The following is a 20,864-nucleotide window of genomic DNA, read 5'->3' as shown; positions in this document are numbered from 1 at the left end:
GCCGGGATGGGCGATACATACGACAAATCCGAATTTCGGTAAAGCGGAATATTTCGCGCGAGTTGATTGACCCAGCGATTGGGTGTTTTGCCCCACAGGCAGCACACGATCTTGTAGCCCGGATAAAGCCACCGGGTCAGCGCGAAGCCCCGCGCTAGGACAGGCTTCACGTAATCCAGGAAGCTCGACACGCGATGGCGGGCCCGGATTGCACGTCGCTCCATCCGGACTACGCAACCGACCCGGCCTGCGACAAACCGGACGCCACCTTGACATAAAGACGCGACAATCCCGCGTCACTCAACTCTCCCCACCACTGTTTTCTCCCCGGAGTTCCCATGTCTTCTGCCGACCGGCCGGCGACGCGCCTTGCGACGCGGCTTGCCTTCCTCGTTGCGGGTTTCGGCATCGCGTGCTGGGCACCGCTGGTGCCGTTCGCGAAGACGCGCCTTGGCGTCGACGACGGCGTGCTGGGACTTCTGCTGCTCAGCCTCGGCATCGGCTCGGTCCTCGCGATGCTTCTGACCGGCATCCTGAGCGCACGCTACGGCAGCAAGCCGATCATCATTGCGGCGGGCTCGGCCTCACTCTGGTGCTGCCGCTGCTGACCATCGCCGGCTCGCCTGCGACATTGGCGCTGGCGCTGCTCGCATTCGGCGCCGCGCTCGGCTCTATCGACGTCGCCATGAACATTCACGCGGTCGAGGTCGAGCGTGCGGCGGCGCGTCCACTGATGTCCGGCTTCCACGCCCTGTTCAGCATCGGCGGCTTTGCCGGATCGGCCTTGATGACCGCGCTGCTCTCGCTGCAATTCGGCGCGCTCCCCTGCACACTGATCTGCTCCGTCCTGATGCTGATCGCGATGCTGGCCGCCTGGCCGCGCCTGCTTCGCGCCATGCCGGCTGCGGACGGGCCGCTGTTCGTGCTGCCGCACGGCTCGGTGCTGCTGCTGGCGCTGCTCGGCGCCATCACCTTCCTCGTCGAAGGCGCCATGCTCGACTGGGGTGCGCTGCTCGTGATCGGCGCGGGCCTCGTCTCCGAGACGCAGGGCGGGACCGGCTATATCGTGTTCTCGATCGCGATGACGATCGGGCGGCTGGGAGGCGATGCCGTCGTTGCGCGCATCGGCGATCGGATGACGCTGCTTTGGGGCAGCCTCATCGCCATCGCGGGGTTTGTCGTGCTGCTCACGGCGCCGGTAGCGGCGGCTGCGATCGGCGGCTTCCTGCTGATCGGCCTCGGCGCCTCGAACCTCGTGCCGGTGCTGTTCCGCCGGGCGGCGCGGCAGACCGTGATGCCGACGGGGCTCGCAGTCGCGGCCATCACGACCGCGGGCTATGCCGGCGTTCTCATCGGTCCCGCCGGTATCGGCTTCATCGCGCGTGTTGTCGGATTGCCGACGGCGTTCTGGCTGCTCGCCGCGCTGATGGGTCTCGTCACGCTGTCGGCGCGCATTGTCACCCGCAAGGACGCCTGAGCGATCTCACAGATTGCTCAGTCCGATCGACTTGATCACGGGCGCAAGGCTCGCCATCGTCGCATCGATGATGCGCTGGAATTTGTCGGGGCTCGAATCGCTGTCGGGCTCGATGCCCTGGGCACGGTAGTTCGCCTGCATCGCCGGGTCCGCCATGGCGAGGCGCGTTGCCTGCGCGATCCGGTCGATGATCGCATCGTCGGTCCGTTTCGGCGCGAAGATGCCGAACCAGCCTTCATAGCGCAGATCCGGCAGACCGGATTCGACCGCGGTCGGAATCTCCGGCGCGCCGCTCAGCCGCTTCTCGCTGGTGACCGCCAGCAGCCTGACCTTCCCGGCCTCGCCCAGTTGCTTCAGCTGGTCGGACATGACGCCGACGACGAGCGAAATCTGGCCGCCTGCGAGATCGTTGGTCGCCTGCGAAATGCCCCGATACGGCACATGAACCATGTCCAGCGCACCGGCCTGCAGCTTGAACGATTCGCCGACCAGATGATTTCCGGTCCCGATGCCGGGAGTCCCGTAGGACAGCTTTCCTGGATTGGCCTTTGCATAGGTGACGAGTTCGCGCAGGTCCCTGGCAGGCACCGACGGATGGACGGCAAAAACCAGCGCGGTGCTGATCAGGCGGTAGATGGCGCGGAAATCGCCGACGGAATAGCCGGGATTTTTCGAGGTCAGGGGAATGATGACCTGCGTCGAGCCATTGCCGAGCAGCAGCGAGTAGCCGTCGGGCTCCTCGCGCGCCACCGTGGCAGCTCCGATCGCACCACCCGCACCGCCGATATAGTCCACGAAAGTCGGCCCGAGCAGCGACGACATCTTGTCGACCCAGGGACGCCCGATCTGGTCGCCCGCGCCGCCGGCTCCGTAGGGCAGCACGAGACGAATGGGGCGGGACGGATAATCGGCGGCTTGCCCGCGGCAGGGAATGGCGGCCAGCGCCGCTGCGCCCGATAGCGCATGGACGAGCTGTCGCCGCGAGAAGGAAGGCATGTCTCAATTCCGGAAGCGGGTGTCACTGTCGATACGGGACCGGCTCCCGGCCCGTCCCATCGCAGCAATCCAGGGCCGCCGTCAATGCGACATCCGGGTAAGGAGCTGCCGTCATGGTCACAATCAGGCGAAGTAAGCCCTTAGCTTTAAATAACTTTTCAGGAGATCGCGCGACCCACGCCATCCACGCAGGACTGCCAGACCTGCCCACACCTTTCGGCCAGTTTACTGTACGGATCGTTCTGATAGACCAGAAATGAATACCTTTCAGACTCCCGTTGCGGGGGCCATGGCGCGTGCCAGATCGTAGCGAAGACTCGGCCATTTCCTTTGGGCCATTCCGACTGTTTCCGAAGTCGCGGCTCTTGGAAAAAGAGGGCTCGCCGCTTCACGTCGGTGGCCGTGCGCTCGATATTCTCATCTTCCTGGCCGAACGCCCCGGTGAAGTCGTCGACAAGCGGGAGCTGGTCAAGCGTATCTGGGCCGACGTCAATGTCGACGAGGGCAGCCTGCGCTTCCACGTTGCATCGCTGCGCAAGGTGCTCGGCGATACCGGCAAGTCCGCCCGTTACGTCGTCAACGTTCCCGGCCGCGGCTATTGCTTCGTGGCCTCGCTCGCCCAGGCCGCGCCGCCGGCGGCAGCGGCCGCGCCCCTCGCCGTCGACCCCGCGCCGCTTCGCTCCCTGCCGATCCAGCTTGCGAAGATGGTCGGACGCGAGGAGGTCATCGAGAAGATCGCGAACGGGTTGTCGCTCCATCGCTTCATGACCGTGGTCGGCCCGGGCGGCATCGGCAAGACCGCCGTCGCCGTCACCGTCGGGCACCGCCGCTCGGCGGATTTCGGCGGGCGCGTCTTCTTCGTCGATTTCGGTCCGCTCCGGGATGCCAGCCATATCGTCACCACCATTGCCTCCGCGCTCGGGCTGACCATCAGCGCGGAGGATCCGACGCCGGCGCTGCTGACGTTCCTGAAATCCGGTCCCGCCCTGGTGATCTTCGACAGCTGCGAGCATGTGCTGGATGCACTCGCCCCGCTCGTCGAGCGCATCGTTCGCGACGCGCCGCAGCTGCGCGTGCTCGCAACCAGCCGCGAATCGTTCCGCAGCGAAGGCGAACGCATCTTCCGGCTGTTTCCGCTGGATTGTCCGCCGGATCGCGAGGATCTGAGCGTCAACGAGGTCCTCGGCTACCCCGCGGCCCAGCTGTTCGTGGAGCGAATCGCACAAAGCTCCGGGCCATTCCAGCTCAGCGCGGAAGAGGCTCCGCTGGTCGCGAGCATCTGCCGGCGGCTCGACGGCATCGCGCTCGCGATCGAGCTCGCGGCGGGGCGCGTCAATGCCTATGGCATCGCGGGCACGGCCTCGCTGCTCGACAGCCGCTTCTCGCTGCAATGGCGCGGCCGGCGCACCGCCGTGCCGCGGCACCAGACGCTCGCCGCCGCGCTCGACTGGAGCTACGACCTGCTGCCTCCGGCCGAGAGTACCACCTTGCGGCGGTTGTCGGTCTTTGCCGGCCCGTTCGCGCCGGAGGCCGCCGCCACGGTTGCGGCTGGCGACGGTCTCAGCGCATCGGAGACGCTGGAGGCGATCGACAGCCTCGTCACCAAATCGCTGATCTCGCCGTCGGGCTCGCGGACGCTGCGCTACCGGCTGCTCGACACCACGCGCACCTATGCGCATGGCAAGCTCAACGAGCTCGGCGAGACCAGGAAGGTCGCGCGGCGCCATGCCGAGCATTTCCGCGATTTGTTCGCGCGTGCCGAGACCGACACGACGACACCGCAGCCGGAATGGCTGGGCATCTATGGCGCCGAGCTGGACAATGTGCGCACGGCGCTGAACTGGGCCTTCGGGCCCAACGGCGACACCGCGCTCGGGATCGAGCTGACGGCGGCCGCGGTGACGCTGTGGATCCGCCTGTCGCTGTTCGCCGAATGCCGCGAGCGCGTCAAAACGGCGCTTGCCGCGCTCGTCGATGGCGGCAATGACCGTATCCGCATGCAACTGCTGGCGGCGCTCGGCTGGTCGCTGATGTATGGCGAAGGCCGCGCGCGCGAGGCGCGCCCGATCCTCGAGGCAACCCTGGAGCTCGCCGACAGGCTCGACGACAAGGATTTCCGTCTGCGCGCGCTGTGGGGCCTGTCCATCGACCAGTTCAACAACGGGCAGTTCGGCAAGGCGCGCGAATTGGCCGATCGCTTTGCCAGCACCGCGGCGAACTCGCCCGACAGGACCGATGTCATGCTGGGCGACCGGCTGACGGCCGTGACGCTGCACTATCTCGGCGAGCAGAACGATGCGCGCGTCCGCATCGACCGCGTCAACGCATCGCTGCATCTGCTGGCGGAGAAGCCGAAGATCTTCCCGCTCGACCTCAGAATATCCACGCAATATTTCCGCGCCCGCATCCTGTGGCTGCAAGGCCTTGCCGACCAGGCCCGGGCGCTCGCGGCGAGAAACATCGAGGAAGGCCGCACCAACGACCACGCGTTGACCTTCTGCAGCGTGCTCGGGCAGGCCGCCTGCCCGATCGCATTCTGGGCCGGCGATTTCGACGCTGCCGAGCGCCACGGCACCGAGCTGCTCGAACACACCGAACGCCATGCGATCCGGCTGTGGGGCCTGTGGGCGCGCGCCTTCAACGCGGCGGTCGCAACCAGGCGCGGCGACGCGGCGACCGGCCTGCCGCTGCTGCGCGAAGAGCTCAATCGCGCCGGCGATGCGCGCTTCCTGCCGCGCTTCCTTCCCCTGCTCGGCGAACTCGCCGCGGGCTGTCTCGAGGCCGGCCAGATCGACCGCGGCCTCGACGTGATCGAGGACACCCTGACCCGCTGCAACGACCGGCAGGAGCTGTGGTACCTGCCGGAGCTGATCCGCATCAAGGGCGAGTTGATGCACAGGAGCGCTCGGAATTCAGAAGGCGCCGAAGCGCATTTCCGCGACGCCCTAGACATGGCCGCCGGGCAGGGAGCGCGCTTCTGGCGATTACGCTCCGCTATCAGCCTCGCACGCCTGATGATCCGGGCCGGCCAGACCGCCGGGGCTCTGGACGTTCTCGAGGACGTCACCGGCTCCTTCACCGAAGGCGCCGACATCGCCGACATGCGCTCCGCGCGCGAGCTGATCGCGCAATTGCGAGGCTGACGCGCCGATCCAAAGCGCGATGAGATTGGGATGAATCGTCATCGCGCTTTAGGTTATCGTTTGAGCATGATCTTTTCGGAAAACCGCTTCGCACTTTTCCGGATCATGCTTTAGCCTCCCACAGCCGCCGCACGCCGCGGCAGCTTCCAGTCGGGCCGGATGAAGTGGCAGGTGTAGCCGTCGGGATAACGTTCGAGATAATCCTGATGCTCCGGCTCTGCCTCCCAGAACTCGGCCGCTGGCGCGACCTCGGTCACCACCTTGCCGGGCCACAGGCCGGAGGCCTCGACGTCGGCGATGGTGTCTTCGGCGATCCGCTTCTGCTCGTCGCTGGTGTAGAAGATCGCCGAGCGATAGCTGGTGCCGATATCGTTGCCCTGACGATTGAGCGTGGTCGGGTCGTGGATCTGGAAGAAGAATTCCAGCATGGTCCGGAAGCTGGTCTTCGCCGGGTTGAAGATGATCTCGATGGCCTCGGCGTGGCCGTCGTGATTGCGATAGGTGGCGTTCTTGACGTGCCCGCCGGTGTAACCGACGCGGGTGGAGATCACGCCCGGCTGCCTGCGGATCAGATCCTGCATGCCCCAGAAACAGCCTCCGGCCAAAACTGCGCGCTCTGTCGTCATCTGTCCGCTCCCAATTGTCTGTCCGTCCTGCGTCTCATACAACATAAGCATTCGGCGGCTCCGCCGAAAGCCGGGTATGTCGCCTATGTCCACCCGGTTCCGAGAACCGGATGGACAATGATTGAACGCCAGCCCCTACCCCAGCTTGGCGTCGAGCGTGATCGCGGCGTTGAGCACTTTCGACACCGGGCAGTTCTTCTCGGCTTCGCCGGCGATCCTGGCAAAACCTGCGTCGTCGAGGTTCGGCACCTTGGCGCGCAGCGTGAGTGCCGACTTGCTGATCTTGAAACCCTTGCCTTCCGGCTCGAGCGTCACCGCGGCTTCGGTCGAAAGCTCGGTCGGCGTGAAGCCGGCCATCTGAAGACCGAAGGCGAGCGCCATCGTAAAGCAGCCGGCGTGGGCGGCCGCGATCAATTCCTCGGGATTGGTGCCCTTCTCGTTCTCGAAGCGGGTCTTGAACGAATAGGGCGTGTCGGCGAGCACGCCGGATTCGCTCGAGATATGCCCGGTGCCGTCGCGGCCGGTGCCCTTCCAGACTGCAGTTGCCTTGCGGATCATCGTGGTTCTCCTTGTTTGATTTCAGCACCGGCGCTCGGTACCGAAGGAAAGCGACATTGGCACGACCGCCTCTCGCCCGTCCAACCGGCCGAGCGCCGCAGCGGTTCCGTCAGCTGCCGATCTGCCCGACGTGGAAGCCCAGGCGATTCTCGACGTCGCCGGCGCGGTGGAAGCCGCGTGCCATCAGCGCCTTGATGCGGCTCTGGCTGGCAGGACGGCCGAGTGCGGCCAGGAACGCGTCCCATTCCGGCTTGATCTCGTCGTCCGGCGGCAAGCTCGCGACATCGACAAGACGCTTGGTCTCGGCAATCGCTTCCTTGTCGAATGAGGCGATGCGCATCGCGAGCGCCTCGACAAAACCGTCGAGCTCGGCATCCGGCAGCGACCGGTTGACATAGCCGTAGCGTTCGGCGAGATCGCCGTGGACGTCATCGGCGCCCAGCAGCACTTCGAGCGCGCGGCCGCGGCCCATCAGGCGCGGCAGCCGCGCCATCGGCCCGCCGCCGGGCACGAGGCCCGCGCCGACCTCCCATTGCGACAGGATCGCCTTCTCGCGGCTGGCAAAGCGCATGTCGCTGGCGAGCGCGAGCTCACTACCAACGCCGGTCGCGCGGCCGCGGATCGCCGCGATCGAGACAACGGGCGCGCGGCTGAGGCGCACCAGCATGTCGGGCAGCGCCTGGAGGCCGGTCGGCCCCGGCGGGATTTTCAGCGAGTCCTCGAGCGGCGCGAGGAAGTCGTAATGCGTGAGGAAGAAGCCTTCGACGGCGCTGTCGAACACGACCACCTTCACATCCCGATCGGACTCGATCTCGGTGACGATATCGCCCAGAAGCGGAAGGTGCTTTGGGCCGAAGATGTTGACGGGCGGCATGTCAAAGGTGACGCGCCAGTATGACGGCAGGCGGCGTTCCAGGCGAATGTCCTCGGTCGTGAAGATCTGTACGGGGCGGTTCATTGCCATCACTCCTCATATGGGTGTTTTGGGAAAGGGGGCGCAGTCCGACGCACGCCCCTGCTCGCGTCAGATCGACTGGCGCAGCGGGCGGAACGCGGTGCGCATTTCCGCCGTGAACAGCGCCGGCTGCTCCCAGGCGGCGAAGTGGCCGCCTCTGTCCAGGCGGTTGTAATGCATCAGCTTCGGATAGGCCTTCTCGGCCCAGCTGCGCGGCGCCGCATAGATCTCGTCGGGGAAGACGCTGACGGCGACCGGGATCTGGATGTGCTTCGGCTCGAAGAACACCAGCTTGTTCTCCCAGTAGAGCCGCGCCGACGACACCGCGGTGTTGGTGAGCCAATAGAGCGTGATGTTGTCGATCACGTCGTCGCGCGACAGGCCCTCGGTCTTGCCGTCGAACACGCGTGCAATCATCGCAGCGCTACGCGCATCGTGATCGAGCATCCAGGACGCCAGGCCCGCCGGCGAGTCGACGAGGCCATAAAGCGTCTGCGGCCGGTTCGACATCTCGATCGCATAGCCGAGGCCATGCTTGTAGAAATCGTCGAGCTGGTCGTAGGCGATGCGCTCCTCATGCGAGAGGTTTTCGGGACGCGTCCCGCCGGGCTGAAGCGCCCTGGCGATATCGTCGGGCACGGTCGCGGGCATGTTGGTGTGGATACCGAGCAATTCCGGCGGCGCGATCACGGCCATCTGCTCGGTGACCGCGTTGCCCCAATCGCCGCCCTGCGCGACGTAGCGGTTGTAGCCGAGCCGCTTCATCAGCACGATCCAGGCGCGCGCGATGCGCTGGGGATCCCAGCCCAGCGATGTCGGCTTGCCGGAGAAGCCGTGGCCGGGAAGCGAGGGAATCACGAGATCGAACGCATCGGCCGCCGTCGCGCCATGCGCGGTCGGATCGGTGAGCGGTCCGACGATCTTCATCTGCTCGATGATCGAGCCGGGCCAGCCATGCGTGATGATCATCGGCAGCGCGTTCTCATGGCGCGAGCGCACATGGATGAAGTGGATGTCGACGCCGTCGATCTCGGTGACGAATTGCGGAAGTGCGTTCAGCCGCGCTTCCATCTTGCGCCAGTCATAATCGTTCTGCCAGTAGCGCACGAGCTGCTGGATCGTCGTCAGCTGCACGCCCTGCGACTGGTCGACGACGATCTCGCGATCCGGCCAGCGCGTTGCCGCGAGGCGACGGCGCAAGTCGATGAGATCCTCGTCGGGCACGCTAACATGGAACGGGCGGATCGCCTCGCCCGCAGTCGCCTGCGCCGGATGCAGCGGCAACAGGCTCGATACGCCGGCGGCAACCGCGGTCATCGCAGCCTGGCCCAGCAATTGACGACGGTCAGGGTTGAGAATGTCGGTGCGGCTCTGCTTGGTCATGGTTGATCTCCCTTGCTTTTGGCCGGTGGTGTTCACCGGATTCATCATCGAGACGTCGCCTCGTCGTGCAAGGAGATTGGCGCAGGCGCTTCCGATTTGCTCGTTATGGCTTGTTAGGGCGCGTTAGTCGTTGCGAGTCTGCGTCGTCAAGGCGAGCGGGCGAGACGCGTTGTGACGACCCAACGCAAAACAAAACGGCGCGCGATGACCAGATCACCGCGCGCCGTGATTGCGGGACTGCCGCAAGCTTCAGCTCGGCAGCTTCTGCCCGGCCTGCTCGCGCACGATGTAGTCGGCATACCAGTCGGGCCAGTTATCGTCGTGACCGCCGATGCGCTTCTCGTGCTCGCCATGGGCTGCTGCCGCGCGGCGCAGGGCCGCGGCGAGATCCCCCGTCGAGGCGAAATTGGTGCCGTCGGACGCGATGCGGCCAGGCAATCGTGTGGTGACTTCCTGAAACAGCCAGCCATTGCCGTCGGGATCGCTGAACGAAGCGAATGAGCTGTAGCTGCCGTGCTTGGGATCGGCGCCGCTGACGCGAACGCTGCCGAACAGATATGGCTCGTCGGTCCCGGCGTGAACATCGCCGCCGCCGTGAAAGGGTTCACTGACCTCGATGCCACGCTCACGCAGGTCTTGTCGCGCGGCGTCCAGATCGGAGACGATCAGATAGAGTCCACGCACTGATCCTGGCGCAGCCGCCGTGACGTTCTTGCCGAAAATCACCGAGCAGGCCGAGCCCGGCGGCGTAAACTGGATCACGCGCCAGCCATCGCCGGATGCAAAGTCGGCATCCAGTCGCCAGCCGAGCCGCGCATAGAACGCCTTGGCGCGGTCGACATCGGACACCGGGATGACAATCACCTCGAGCTTCAGGTCGACGCGGCGCGATTTCGGAGGCTTGTTCAAGGAACTGGCCGCGGCGTCGCGGTCGATGTCGCGTGTGGCCATGTCGGGCTCCCGGGTTCGAGTTGAGAGGATGTCAGGCGGCGATCGGCATCACGATGGTGACCCGCGTGCCGCCCTGCCCCGCTTCGCCCTGCAGCCGCGCGTGGATGCTGCGCGCGAGGCCTTCGAGGATGCGGCTGCCGGTGCCCTGGAGGGGCGCGGTCGCGCCGATGCCGTTATCGGCCACCGTGCAGACCCAGGCGCCATCACGATTCGCGACGTCGATGCGGATCAGCGCGCCGCTCTTGTCTGGGAAGGCGTGCTTGGCCGCGTTGGTGACCAGCTCCGTCAGCATCAGCGCGAGCCGATGGCATTGCGACGCCGGCAGCGTGCCGCTTCCGATCGCGGCCTCGCAGCGGATTCCCGCCGGCTCCAGCACAGCCTCGGAGATTGCTGCGCATAGATTTTCGAAGAAGGTGTCGACAGAGACCAGCGACGGCTCGTCATTGTCAGACAGCAGCTGGTAGAGCCTGCCAAAGGCGACGATGCGCCGCTCGAACCGGTCCACTGCCAGCGACACGTCTCTCGTGCCCGTCCGTGTAAAATCGCGGCGAACTGACGCACCGAGCAGCGTCAGCGTGTTCTTCATACGATGGTGAGACTCCCGGAGCACGAGCTCCCAATCACGCGACTGATCATCAGGACTGACGACGAATGGAGATCGAACGGCGCCGCCGTTCGGCATGGAGCCGATACCGGACATGATAGCCTCCCCAGTGGGAACAGGACTTGATCTGAAGGCCATACTGGATGCGTCGCGGGCGTTTTGCTCGTTAGACGTTGCAAGATTCTGTTATGATCGGCGCTATCACAACAGGGCAGCACGGACTGTCGCAGCGAGCGTCATCTGCTGACGAATTGTTCTGGCCGCAACGTAAACCGCTCGCGTTTAAGCGAAATTTGCGACGACTACGCGCAACGCGTGCGATCCACGCGATTTCGCCACTTTCGGCCAGTTTACTGACCACCTCGTTCTGGTAGACCAAAGCGCAGACATTGCCCCCTTTCACTGGAATCATCGGGACCGTGCCGGAGACCAACGACCAGGATTCGGCGATCTCCTTCGGACCATTCCGGCTGTTTGCAAAGTCGCGGCTGCTGGAGAAGGACGGCGCGCCACTGCATCTCGGCGGCCGCGCGCTCGACATCCTGATTTGTCTCGCCGAACGCGCCGGCGAGGTTGTGGACAAGCGGGAGTTGATCAAGCGGGTCTGGTCCGACGTGACCGTCGATGAAGGCAGCCTGCGCTTCCACATCACGGCACTGCGCAAGGCCTTGAGCGACAAGGCTTTAGGCGATGCCGGCGAAAGCTCACGCTACGTCGTCAATGTCCCCGGGCGCGGCTATTGTTTCACGGCACCGCTGCTTCGCTCCCCGGCTTCGGAGAACCGGGCCAGCCTGCCTGTCGCTTCGCCCCACGCACTGCCCTCGCCGCTGGCGAGAATGATCGGACGGGACGACGCCGTCGAGAAGATTTGCGCCGAGCTCGCCCTGCATCGCTTCGTTACCATCGTCGGTCCCGGCGGGATCGGCAAAACCTCGGTCGCGCTCGCCGTCGCGCACCGCGAGGTCGATGCCTTCGGCGGCCAGGTCTGCTTCGTCGATTTCGGTGCGCTGACCGATGCCGGGCTGGTTCCCGGCACGATTGCGGCCGCGCTCGGCCTGACCATCAATTCCGACGACCCGATGCCGGTCCTGCTGACGTTCCTGCGCAGCCGGCGAACGCTGCTGGTGTTCGACAGCTGCGAGCACGTCCTCGACGAGCTCGCGCCGCTCGCCGAGCGCATCGTCCAAGAGGCAAGCGAGCTGCATATCCTCGCCACCAGCCGCGAATCCTTCCGCACCGACGGTGAGCGCGTCCACCGGCTGTTTCCGCTGGACTGCCCGCCGGAGCGCGACGGGCTCGGCATTGCCGACATCCTTGCCTATCCCGCAAGCCAGCTCTTCGTGGAACGCATTGCCGAAAGCCTGAGCGAGTTCGAGCTCAGCGACGAGGACGCGCCGCTCGTCGCCGAAATCTGCCGGCGGCTGGACGGCATCGCGCTGGCGATCGAGCTCGCGGCCGGACGCGTCAATGCCTATGGCATTGCCGGGACCGCCTCGCTGCTCGACAGCCGCTTCTCGCTGCTGTGGCGGGGGCGGCGCACCGCGATCCCGCGGCACCAGACCCTCGGTGCGGCGCTCGCCTGGAGCTACGATCTGCTGCCGGCCGCCGAAAGCGCGACGCTGCGCGGATTATCGGTGTTCGTCGGACCGTTCACCTTCGAAGCCGCGCTTGCCGTCGCGGCCTGCCAGGGCATCGGCGAGCCCGAGGCGGTCGAGGCGATCTCCAACCTGCTCTCCAAATCGCTGATCGCGACCTCGCCCGCGGAGCGGCGGCTGCGCTATCGCCTGCTCGACACCACCCGCGCCTTTGTCGGCGATAAGCTCGCCGAGCACGGCGAAGCGGCCCGGGTTTCGCGCGCGCACGCCGAATATTTTCGCGATTTCCTCCGCGACATCGCGCTCAAGTCGACGGGCATGCAGACGGCAGGCGGCTTTCTCCCCTATGCCGACCATTTGCCCAATGTCCGGGCCGCGCTGACCTGGAGCTTCTCGGCCGGCGGCGACCGGGCCATCGGCGTGGATCTGGCAGCGTCTGCCGCGCAGTTCTTCCTCGAGCTGACCTTGCTGACGGAGTGTTTTCGCTGGGCACAGCAGGCGCTGGCCGCATCCGCCGCGGGCAAGCTGGACAGCCGCCAGGAGATGACACTTCAAGCCGCGCTCGGCGTTTCCGTGATGTTCACGCAAGGCAATACTGAGGCGGTGCGGTCGGCGTTCACACGCAGTCTCCAGCTGGCGCAGGAGCTCGAGGATCTGCACTGGCAGCTGTGGCTGCTGCGCGGCCTGCACATCTATCTGACCAGGGTCGGCGATTTCCACGGTGCGCTCGGGACCGGTGCACAGGGCGAAACTGTCGCGCGAAAACTGAACGATCCGGCCGCCGCGCTGAACGTGGAATGGATGCTCGGCGTCGCGCATCATCTGATCGGCCATCAGGACGAGGCCGTGCAGCTCTGCGCCAGCGCGATGGTGCACAATCCCGGCTCGCAACGGCTGAACATCGGCCATCTCGGCTATGACGACCGCATCGTCGCGCTGGTGGCGCTGGCGCGCGGGCTCTGGCTCACCGGCCGGCCCGATCGCGCCGTCGAGGCGGCGAAATACACCGTGCGCGAGGCCGAGCTGCTCGAGCAGCCGCTCACGCTCGGCATCGCCCTGATCTGGACCATCTACGTCTTCCTCTGGGTCGGCGACTGGGCCAATGCCGAGGCCCTGATCGAGCGGCTGATTGATCATTCCGCACGGCACTTCCTCGGTCCCTATCACGCTGTCGGCATCGGCCAGAAAGGCAAGCTGCTGCTGAGCCGCGGCGACGTCGCCGGCGGCATCGAGCATCTGCGCCGCAGCCAGGCGACGCTGTACGCGACGCGGCACCGCATCATGACGACGGTGTTCGCCACCGCGCTCGCGGAGGGCCTCGCCGCCCAGAACCAGCCGGACGAGGCCTTGCAGACCATCAACGAGGCCATCGCGGAGATCCCCGATCACGGCGAATCCTTCGACATGCCGGAGATGCTTCGGGTCAAGGGAGACATCCTGGCCCGATCGGGCCATGCGGCGGAGGCCGAGCAGTGCCTGCGGACATCGCTCGACCTGGCGCGGCGGCAATGCGCGCTCGGCTGGGAGCTGCGCGGGGCGATCAGCCTCGGCCAGCTCTGGCGCCAGGCCGGAAAAGCAGGCGAAGCGCGTGACCTGCTCGCCCCGCTCATCGCGCGCTATCAGGAAGGCCTCCAGAGCCGCGATCTCGTCGCCGCAAGGGGGCTCCTGGCCGCGCTGAATTGAGAGTATCTTCAACGGGATACCGCCATTCCGAGCGCTCGCAACTCCTAACAACTTCTAACACGCCAAGCCGCATTCGCCCCGCCATGGTGTTGGCAATTCACGGCGGAAATGGCGGGACATGGCTCTTCTTGACGACGTAATCGATGCCAGCGGCGGTTTGGCCCGCTGGAACAGCTTGAACCGGTTCACGCTCCATCTGTCCGTCAGCGGAACGCTGTTCTCCAGCGCAGGGCATGCCCGCGAGTTCAAGGACGTGACTGCGGAGGGATCGACCCGCACGCAATCCATCCGCTTCACCGGCATCACCGGGGGAGAACATTCGGGCTGCTTTCAGCCGGACGCGATCACGATCGAAAGCCTTGATGGCGCGGTGCTACGGACCTGGCCCAATCCGAGCCTTGCGTTCCCGGACGCGAGCTCGCCCGCACTTGCCGACGAGCTGCATCTCGTCTTCTTCTGCGGCGTCGCGATCTGGAATTATCTGACGATCCCGTTTCTGCTGGCACATCCCGACGTCGTGGTGGAGGAGTTGGCCCCCTGGCATGAAGGCACCGAGACCTGGCGGCGGATGAGGGCGCAATTTCCGCCGCACCTGATCACGCTTGCGCCCGAGCAGACCTTCTATTTCGATGCGAACGCGCTGCAACGGCGCACCGATCACGATCTCTTCGGGATGAAGGTCACGCATCACTCCTGGGCTCATGACAGTTTCAGCGGCATCGTGGTGCCGACGCTGCGGCGTGTGCAGACGCTGCAACCTGACGGAAACGCGATTGCCAAGCCCGTGCTGATGGATGTGGAGATTTTCGACGCCGTGTTCGAATAGCGCGGCAGACGAGCGCCGACGTCACGACGCCTCTCGATCCCAGCGAGTTGTAAAATTTGGTAAAATGGAGTCGGCTGCGGCAGCCTGTCACACCACTCGCGCTCACACAACAACTAACAACTCCTAATCACCACTAACGAGCATCCTGGCGCGCACGCGCTTACTCTTCCAGCATACCGAACGCGGGACTTGTGCGTTCGCCGGCCGCGACAAGCGGTCCCTGGGACGAGAGAGGACGAACGATGTTCACCGACTTGCAACCGCACACCAGGATCGATTTTCAAGCCGCCCCGCGCAATTGTGAGGCATCGCAGGATACGCAGGCGATCGCGCGAGAAAGCAAATGGCGCCAGATCGACTGCAATGAGGAGACTGCGGGCGAGGCCATCGCGATCTCGCGATGGGACGATCCGCGCGACACCTCGTCGCACGAGGCGACGACGCCGGACGACCGTTATTTCGTCGGCATCGCGCTGAAGACGACGCGCGCGAAGCTGACCCGGGACCGCCAGATCGTTTTCGAAGGCACCATGCCGGCGGGGACGCTGTATGTCAGCGCACCGTCGAAGCCGCTCGCCGCGCAATTCCACGCGCCTTGCGCGTTCCTGCACTTCCACATCTCCACCGATCATTTTCCAGCGGAGTTGGCGATGACCGACGGATTGAACGACCTGGTGCTGCTGCGTGATCCGCTCGCGGCGCAGCTGGCCCGGGCACTGATCACGCGTGGCGATGCGCCAGACCACCGGTTCACGCACTGCATCGGGCAGACCCTCGCTGCGCATCTCACCCGGCTGGAGCCGCCGCGCGCCAAGGTAAATGCCCTGCCAAAATGGCGGCTGCGGCGTGTCGAGCAGCATATTGCCGATCATTTCGACCGGTGCCTGAGCCTGTCCGAGCTCGCGAATGTCGCAGGCCTCTCGCGCATGCACTTCGCCGCGCAGTTCCGCGCCGCGACCGGCTATCGCCCGCGCGAATATCTGCTCAATTACCGGATCGAGCACGCCAAGATGCTGCTCACGACGACCGGGCGTCCGCTGGCCGAGATCGCACTCGCCGTCGGATTCAGCACGCAGGCGCATTTCTCGACCGTGTTCAAGCGCATGAGCGGCCAATCGCCGGCACGCTGGCGCCTTGCCAGCAAGGGCGAGCATAATGACGTCGAAGCATTGCCGCGAAGCCGGCCCGCGGCTGGCAACGACTGGATCGCCAGCGCGGCCGCTTGAGTCTGTAACACCTTTGGCGCAAGTGCCCTGCCATCTGCGCCAGCTCGCGCCCTGCTCCTCCCGGGCCACGAGCCACTCGGGGCCGTCCCTGCACCCACACAGGACGGCCCCATTCTTTGCGACAAATGTGATCGGGCGTTTGGTCGGCACGACAATTGTAAATTGCCGCACCTCCATATAACAATCATATTGCCGGGCGTCGGCCTGACCGCACATTGGCGGATGAGATCAGGCGGCAGATCGATTCTTAAAAAAAGCGATTGGAGCCCGTCATGGCGACACACGATCATTTCTCCACCGGACTGTCCCTCTTCGAGATTCCACAATGGCTCGTCGAGCCGGCCGTGCGTTCGTGCCGGCTGTTCAACACCGCACTCGACTTCATATTCTACGACGTTCTAACCTTGCGCGCCGGATTGGCGGGGAAAGACGCGCAAATGGCGGCGCGGGATGAAAAGCTTCCATCCCGCATCGTCGACTTCGACGCGCTCAGCAATCCCGAGGGATCCATGCTCCTGATTGACGCGGCGACACCGCCTTACGTCCACGAATACAAGAGCGTCGAAGCCTTTCTCAACTCGCCCTACCAGGAAACGCGGGACGTCGACATCGTCACGATCACCGGCGTCGGCAGCTCGGCGCTGGGAAGCGCGGCGCTGGCCTGGGACGTTTCGGTCGCGCTCCGAAAGCCCGTGCTGGCGCTCGTTCCGGGTTACGGTGTTGCCGACGTGCTGCTCCAGTCGCTCGGCGGCTGGTTCGCGTTCGGCCTGCACGATTATCTCGGCAGCAAGTCGATGATCCAGAAGAGCCTCGCGGCAACTGTGCCGGAGGTCGCAAGCATCGGCCGCAAGCTCGCCGCATCGGCGCCCAGCGAGCCGACGCTGCGCGGAGCGCCGGTGTTCCGAACCGGGTCGGGCTCATCAGACGTGCTTCACGCGCTGCTGATGAACCGGAAACAGCCGTTCCGCATGCTGGTCGGGCACAGCAAGGGCGCGCTTCAGATCAGCAACGCGATCCGGTCGGTGCCGGCTGAACGGCTCGACGGAATCCGCGTGGTGACGCTGGGATGTCCGATCGGCGAGGACCTGCCGAACGTCGCCTATCACCAATATCTCGGCCTGTTCGACGCGCTCGGACAGCTCAATGCCTGGGGACACAAGGCCGAGCATTGGCCGCCGACCTGGCACAGCACCAATCCGGTGTTGCCGCCGGCAATGGCCGCCGGGAAGTTTGCATCGGAATCCGTCACCGGGTGCGCCAGGCCGGCGCCCCTGATGTCGTTGATGTCGAGCTGATCGGCCGTCGCCTACGCCGGATCGAACGCGCGGATCGGCGGCAGATTGCCGGTGAATTTTTCCACCTCGACCGTAGTCAGCTGCCCGGTGCAGCCCTGCGCAAAGGACGAAGTGCCGATGTCGCGGGTGAGCACGTTCGGATTGCCGTGGACGCAGAGCGGCGCCTCGTCCTCGGGGTCTGCGGGATCGTACCAGGCACCGGTCGGCAACTGCACGACGCCCGCCGCGATGCCGTCGGTGACGTGAACCGCGGCAAGGCAGGCGCCGCGCGCGTTGAACAGGCGGATGATGTCACCGTCCTTGATGCCGCGTGCGTCGGCGTCGACCGGGTTCATGCGCGCGACCTCGCGACCACGATGCTTTGCGCCCAGCGAATGGCCGCCGAAATCGAGCTGGCTGTGCAGGCGCGTCGCCGGCTGGTTGGCGACGAGGAAGCACGGCGCACCCGGCGTCGGCATGTCGGTCTTCTCCAGCCAGACCGGATGTCCCGGACAATCGGCATCGCCGTGCGCTGCGATCTTCTGCGAAAAGATCTCGATGCGCCCACTCGGCGTCGGCAGCGGATGCGCAACCGGATCCTTGCGAAAGCTGCGCAGCCGGCCGCCGTCGTCGGGCTGCTGCGGCACGACCAGGCTGCCGCGCCGCCAGAACTCGTCGAAGTGAGGGGCCTCGAGCCCGCGCGCTTCGAGCGAGGCACGCGTCGGCTCGTAGAGATGTTCGAGCCACTGCCGTGACGTGCGGCCCTCGGTGAATGGTTCGCGCGCGCCGAGACGCTCGGCGAGATCGGCGAAGATATCGTAATCGTCACGCGCAAGGCCGAACGGCTCGGCGATCCGGTGCATCGCGACCATCAGCGGATCGTTGCTGGAATAGCCGATGTCCTCGCGTTCCAGCGTCATCGTCGCGGGCAGCACGATGTCGGCGTGGCGCGCAGTGGCGGTCCAGCCGAGATCGTGCACGACGAAGGTGTCGACTTTCGCGAACGCCTTGCGCAGGCGGTTGATGTCCTGGTGATGATGGAAGGGATTGCCGCCGGCCCAATAGACGAGGCGGATGTCCGGATAGGTCCGCGTCTCGCCATTGTAGCGATAGGTGGTCCCGGGATTGAGCAGCATGTCGGCGATGCGCGCGACCGGGATGAAATCGCGTACGCCGTTGCGGCCCTGCCCCAACGTCGGCCCCGGCACGTCGTTGACGCGGCGGCCGTAATAGCCGATCGCCCCGAGCGAATAGCCGTAGCCGCCGCCGGGCAAGCCGATCTGGCCGAGGGCGGCCGCCAGCACCATGCCCATCCAGACCGGCTGCTCGCCATGCTCGGCGCGCTGGAGCGAATGCGAGACGGTGATCAGCGCCCGCCTTCCGGCCAGGCGACGCGCGAGCTTGCGGATGGTGTCCGCATCGACGCCCGAGATCGCGGCGGCCCATTCGGCGCTTTTCGCCTGCCCGTCGCTCTCGCCGGTGAGATAACGCAGGAAGACGGGCCAGCCTTCGGTGTAGCGATCGAGGAAAGCCTGATCGTGCAGATTCTCCGCGACCAGCGTGTGGACGATGCCGAGCATCAGCGCCGTGTCGGTGCTTGGCACGCACGTCATCCATTCCGCGCCGGCTTCGACCGGCAGGTCTTCACGTAGGGGGCTGATCAGGATGAACTCGCAGCCACGCTTGCGTGCAGCTTCCATGGCGCCGCGCTCGACGTGCTTGCTGATCGAGCCACCGGCCACCATGGAGTTCTTCAGCGCCATGCCGCCGAACGCCAGCACGATGTCGGTCTCGGTTGCGATCTGCTCCCAGGTGACGTTGCGCTTGGTGATCTCCTCATAGCCCGCCAGAATCTGCGGCAGCAGCACCGAGGATGCACCCGAGGAATAGGAATTCACCGAACGCACATAGCCGCCCAGCGCGATGTTGAGGAAGCGGTGCACCTGGCTCTGGGCGTGGTGGAAGCGGCCCGCGCTCGACCAGCCATAGGAGCCGCCGAACACCGCGCCGGGCCCGCGCGTTTCGCGAATGCGGCCGAGCTCGTCGCCGAGCAGATCGAGCGCCTTCTCCCAGCTGACCGAGACGAATTCGTCGCGGCCGCGGCGATCGTCCGGGCCGGGCCCGCGCTCGAGCCAGCCACGGCGGATCGCCGGCTGCGCGATGCGCGCCTGATGGCGCAGCGCGCCGGGGAAATTGTCGATGATGCCGTTCGGATCGGGATCGCCCGCATAGGCCCTGACCTCGAGTCCCGCTTTGCCTTGACGCGCGGAAAACACGCCCCAATGCGAGGTGTGCGGCTTGAAGCCGTCCGAGAGGTCGAGGCCCGGATCGGGAAAACCAATCGTATCGTCCATCATCTGATCCTTGTTCCGGGTCGGCCGGCCGCCCCCGAGTCAATTCGGGTGCCAGTATACCGATCCGCTACCTGATGTCGTCGGGATCAGGCCGGCGGAAATGCCGGGGCCTCGTGCAAGGACAGCTTGGCGGATGTTAGGGCGAGCGATCGGGGGAGATCCGCCAGGAAGTTTATTATTTTATTTCAATATCTTATATCACACCCCGGAATGGCGCGGTTCCTGTTTTGGCACGCCCATTGAAATGTGCGATATGCCGCCCATCCCCTCCAGCAATATCGGTTCTCATCATGATCAAGCGCGTCTTGCCCTACGAAGGTCTGCTCCACGAAGTGGTCGAGCATAACGGCGTGCTTTACATCGGCGGCATCGTTCCCGAGGACACCAGCCTCGATATGTCGGGTCAGGCCAACGACGTCCTCAAGCAATTGACCCAGTTGCTGAAGACGCTCGGATCCGATCTGTCCAACGTCTTGCAGGTGACCATCTTCATGACGGACCTCAAGGAGAAGGCAGCGTTCAATGCGGCCTGGAAAGCTCATTTTGCCGAAGCGCATCTGCCGGCGCGCGCCGCAGTCGGCGTCGCCGATCTCGGGCCCGGCGTGAAGCTCGAGATGACCGCCATCGCCGCGCGGCCGCAGCAGGCTTGACGCCGGACACGCGCCGCCGGACCTCCAGCGCTCGCTTCCACGCAACGAGAGAGCTTACGGCTGACCGGCCTTGGACGGATCGATCGAGATCTGGCGCTTCAGCGTGCGCAGGCCGAATGTCGTCCGCGACTGCCTGATGCCCGGGATCCGGTACAGCGCCTGCCGCAGGAAGCGCTCATAGTGGTCGGTGTCCCGCACCACCACCTTGATGAGATAATCGTAGTCGCCGGTCACGAGGTAAGCCTCCATCACCTCGGGAATGCGCGACAGCGCGGCGCCGAAACGATCGAGCACCTTGTCGTCGTGCTTGTCCAGCGTGATCTCGACGAAGGCGATGTTGTTGTAACCGAGATTGGCGTGGTTGAGCACCGCGACGTATTTCTCGATCGCGCCGTTTTCCTCCAGGCGCTTCACCCGGGTCCAGCACGGCGAGCTCGACAGCCCGACCTGCTCGGCCAGCGCACTCGTCGTCAGGCGACCGTCCTCGCAAAGCGCCGAGAGAATCCGGCGATCCAGCTGATCAAGCTCCCCGACGGAGCTGCGCTTGGAGGGCATCGGGTAAT

At 65.4% G+C, this 20,864-nt stretch carries 16 protein-coding genes and 1 pseudogene; 7 read left to right on the top strand and 10 right to left on the bottom strand.

From position 1 onward, the window contains the following. A partial coding sequence (locus HYH08_RS30265; protein ID WP_220013477.1) for a hypothetical protein occupies window positions 1-224 on the bottom strand: 224 nt, incomplete at its 3' end. Between the two features lie 114 nt (window positions 225-338). On the opposite strand from HYH08_RS30265, the pseudogene HYH08_RS30260 reads away from it, so the two are divergent. Next, window positions 339-1,477: pseudogene (locus HYH08_RS30260) on the top strand (MFS transporter). A 6-nt stretch (window positions 1,478-1,483) separates the two neighbouring features. Here the strand turns inward: HYH08_RS30260 and HYH08_RS30255 are convergent. Then, window positions 1,484-2,473, bottom strand: a complete 990-nt coding sequence (locus HYH08_RS30255) for a Bug family tripartite tricarboxylate transporter substrate binding protein (RefSeq protein ID WP_220013476.1) — start codon at window positions 2,471-2,473, stop codon at window positions 1,484-1,486. A gap of 296 nt (window positions 2,474-2,769) precedes the next feature. Here HYH08_RS30255 and HYH08_RS30250 point away from each other — a divergent pair, with 296 nt between their 5' ends. Then, complete coding sequence (locus HYH08_RS30250) at window positions 2,770-5,616, top strand: ATP-binding protein (RefSeq protein ID WP_220013474.1); 2,847 nt, start codon at window positions 2,770-2,772, stop codon at window positions 5,614-5,616. 110 nt (window positions 5,617-5,726) lie between these two features. Here the strand turns inward: HYH08_RS30250 and msrA are convergent, their stop codons facing one another. The 6 genes from msrA to HYH08_RS30220 form a co-directional block, all read right to left on the bottom strand. Beyond that, window positions 5,727-6,242: a peptide-methionine (S)-S-oxide reductase MsrA gene (msrA, locus tag HYH08_RS30245; RefSeq protein WP_220013473.1), complete on the bottom strand. Its 516-nt coding sequence runs from the start codon at window positions 6,240-6,242 to the stop codon at window positions 5,727-5,729. Window positions 6,243-6,377: 135 nt separating this feature from the next. Then, window positions 6,378-6,800 carry an OsmC family protein gene (locus tag HYH08_RS30240; RefSeq protein WP_220013472.1) on the bottom strand — a complete coding sequence of 141 codons (423 nt, stop codon included), beginning with the start codon at window positions 6,798-6,800 and terminating at the stop codon, window positions 6,378-6,380. Window positions 6,801-6,909: 109 nt separating this feature from the next. Then, window positions 6,910-7,758, bottom strand: a complete 849-nt coding sequence (locus HYH08_RS30235) for an enoyl-CoA hydratase/isomerase family protein (protein ID WP_220013471.1) — start codon at window positions 7,756-7,758, stop codon at window positions 6,910-6,912. Window positions 7,759-7,824: 66 nt separating this feature from the next. Further along, entirely contained in the window at window positions 7,825-9,138 is a 1,314-nt protein-coding gene (locus tag HYH08_RS30230; RefSeq protein ID WP_220013470.1) for an epoxide hydrolase family protein, read from the bottom strand. Between the two features lie 249 nt (window positions 9,139-9,387). After that, entirely contained in the window at window positions 9,388-10,089 is a 702-nt protein-coding gene (locus HYH08_RS30225) for a VOC family protein (RefSeq protein ID WP_220013469.1), read from the bottom strand. A 31-nt stretch (window positions 10,090-10,120) separates the two neighbouring features. Further along, on the bottom strand, window positions 10,121-10,789 hold the full coding sequence (locus HYH08_RS30220) for a sensor histidine kinase (protein WP_220013468.1): 669 nt from the start codon (window positions 10,787-10,789) through the stop codon (window positions 10,121-10,123). 323 nt (window positions 10,790-11,112) lie between these two features. Here HYH08_RS30220 and HYH08_RS30215 point away from each other — a divergent pair, with 323 nt between their 5' ends. From HYH08_RS30215 to HYH08_RS30200, 4 genes are all read left to right on the top strand, one after another. Continuing rightward, window positions 11,113-13,971 carry an ATP-binding protein gene (locus tag HYH08_RS30215; protein WP_220013467.1) on the top strand — a complete coding sequence of 953 codons (2,859 nt, stop codon included), beginning with the start codon at window positions 11,113-11,115 and terminating at the stop codon, window positions 13,969-13,971. Window positions 13,972-14,089: 118 nt separating this feature from the next. Next, a complete protein-coding gene (locus tag HYH08_RS30210) occupies window positions 14,090-14,797 on the top strand; it encodes a hypothetical protein (protein WP_220013466.1) in 708 nt (235 codons plus the stop codon). A gap of 242 nt (window positions 14,798-15,039) precedes the next feature. After that, on the top strand, window positions 15,040-16,023 hold the full coding sequence (locus HYH08_RS30205; RefSeq protein ID WP_220013465.1) for a helix-turn-helix domain-containing protein: 984 nt from the start codon (window positions 15,040-15,042) through the stop codon (window positions 16,021-16,023). Window positions 16,024-16,295: 272 nt separating this feature from the next. Beyond that, window positions 16,296-17,318, top strand: coding sequence for a hypothetical protein (locus HYH08_RS30200; RefSeq protein WP_220013464.1), 1,023 nt, complete (start codon window positions 16,296-16,298; stop codon window positions 17,316-17,318). A gap of 11 nt (window positions 17,319-17,329) precedes the next feature. On the opposite strand, the gene HYH08_RS30195 is transcribed toward HYH08_RS30200, so the two are convergent. Further along, window positions 17,330-19,651, bottom strand: a complete 2,322-nt coding sequence (locus tag HYH08_RS30195; RefSeq protein ID WP_220013463.1) for a molybdopterin guanine dinucleotide-containing S/N-oxide reductase — start codon at window positions 19,649-19,651, stop codon at window positions 17,330-17,332. A gap of 290 nt (window positions 19,652-19,941) precedes the next feature. Here HYH08_RS30195 and HYH08_RS30190 point away from each other — a divergent pair, with 290 nt between their 5' ends. Then, the gene (locus HYH08_RS30190; RefSeq protein ID WP_220013462.1) at window positions 19,942-20,301 is read left to right on the top strand and encodes a RidA family protein; all 360 of its coding nucleotides are present in this window, start codon (window positions 19,942-19,944) and stop codon (window positions 20,299-20,301) included. 54 nt (window positions 20,302-20,355) lie between these two features. Here the strand turns inward: HYH08_RS30190 and HYH08_RS30185 are convergent, their stop codons facing one another. Beyond that, a complete protein-coding gene (locus HYH08_RS30185) occupies window positions 20,356-20,856 on the bottom strand; it encodes an Lrp/AsnC family transcriptional regulator (protein WP_220013461.1) in 501 nt (166 codons plus the stop codon). Window positions 20,857-20,864 lie beyond the last annotated feature (8 nt).

The organism is Bradyrhizobium sp. BR 10289, from assembly GCF_019455385.1.
GTDB lineage: Bacteria > Pseudomonadota > Alphaproteobacteria > Rhizobiales > Xanthobacteraceae > Bradyrhizobium.
Note: the sequence above shows the minus strand (reverse complement) of the source record. Positions and strands in the feature narration are given on the sequence as shown.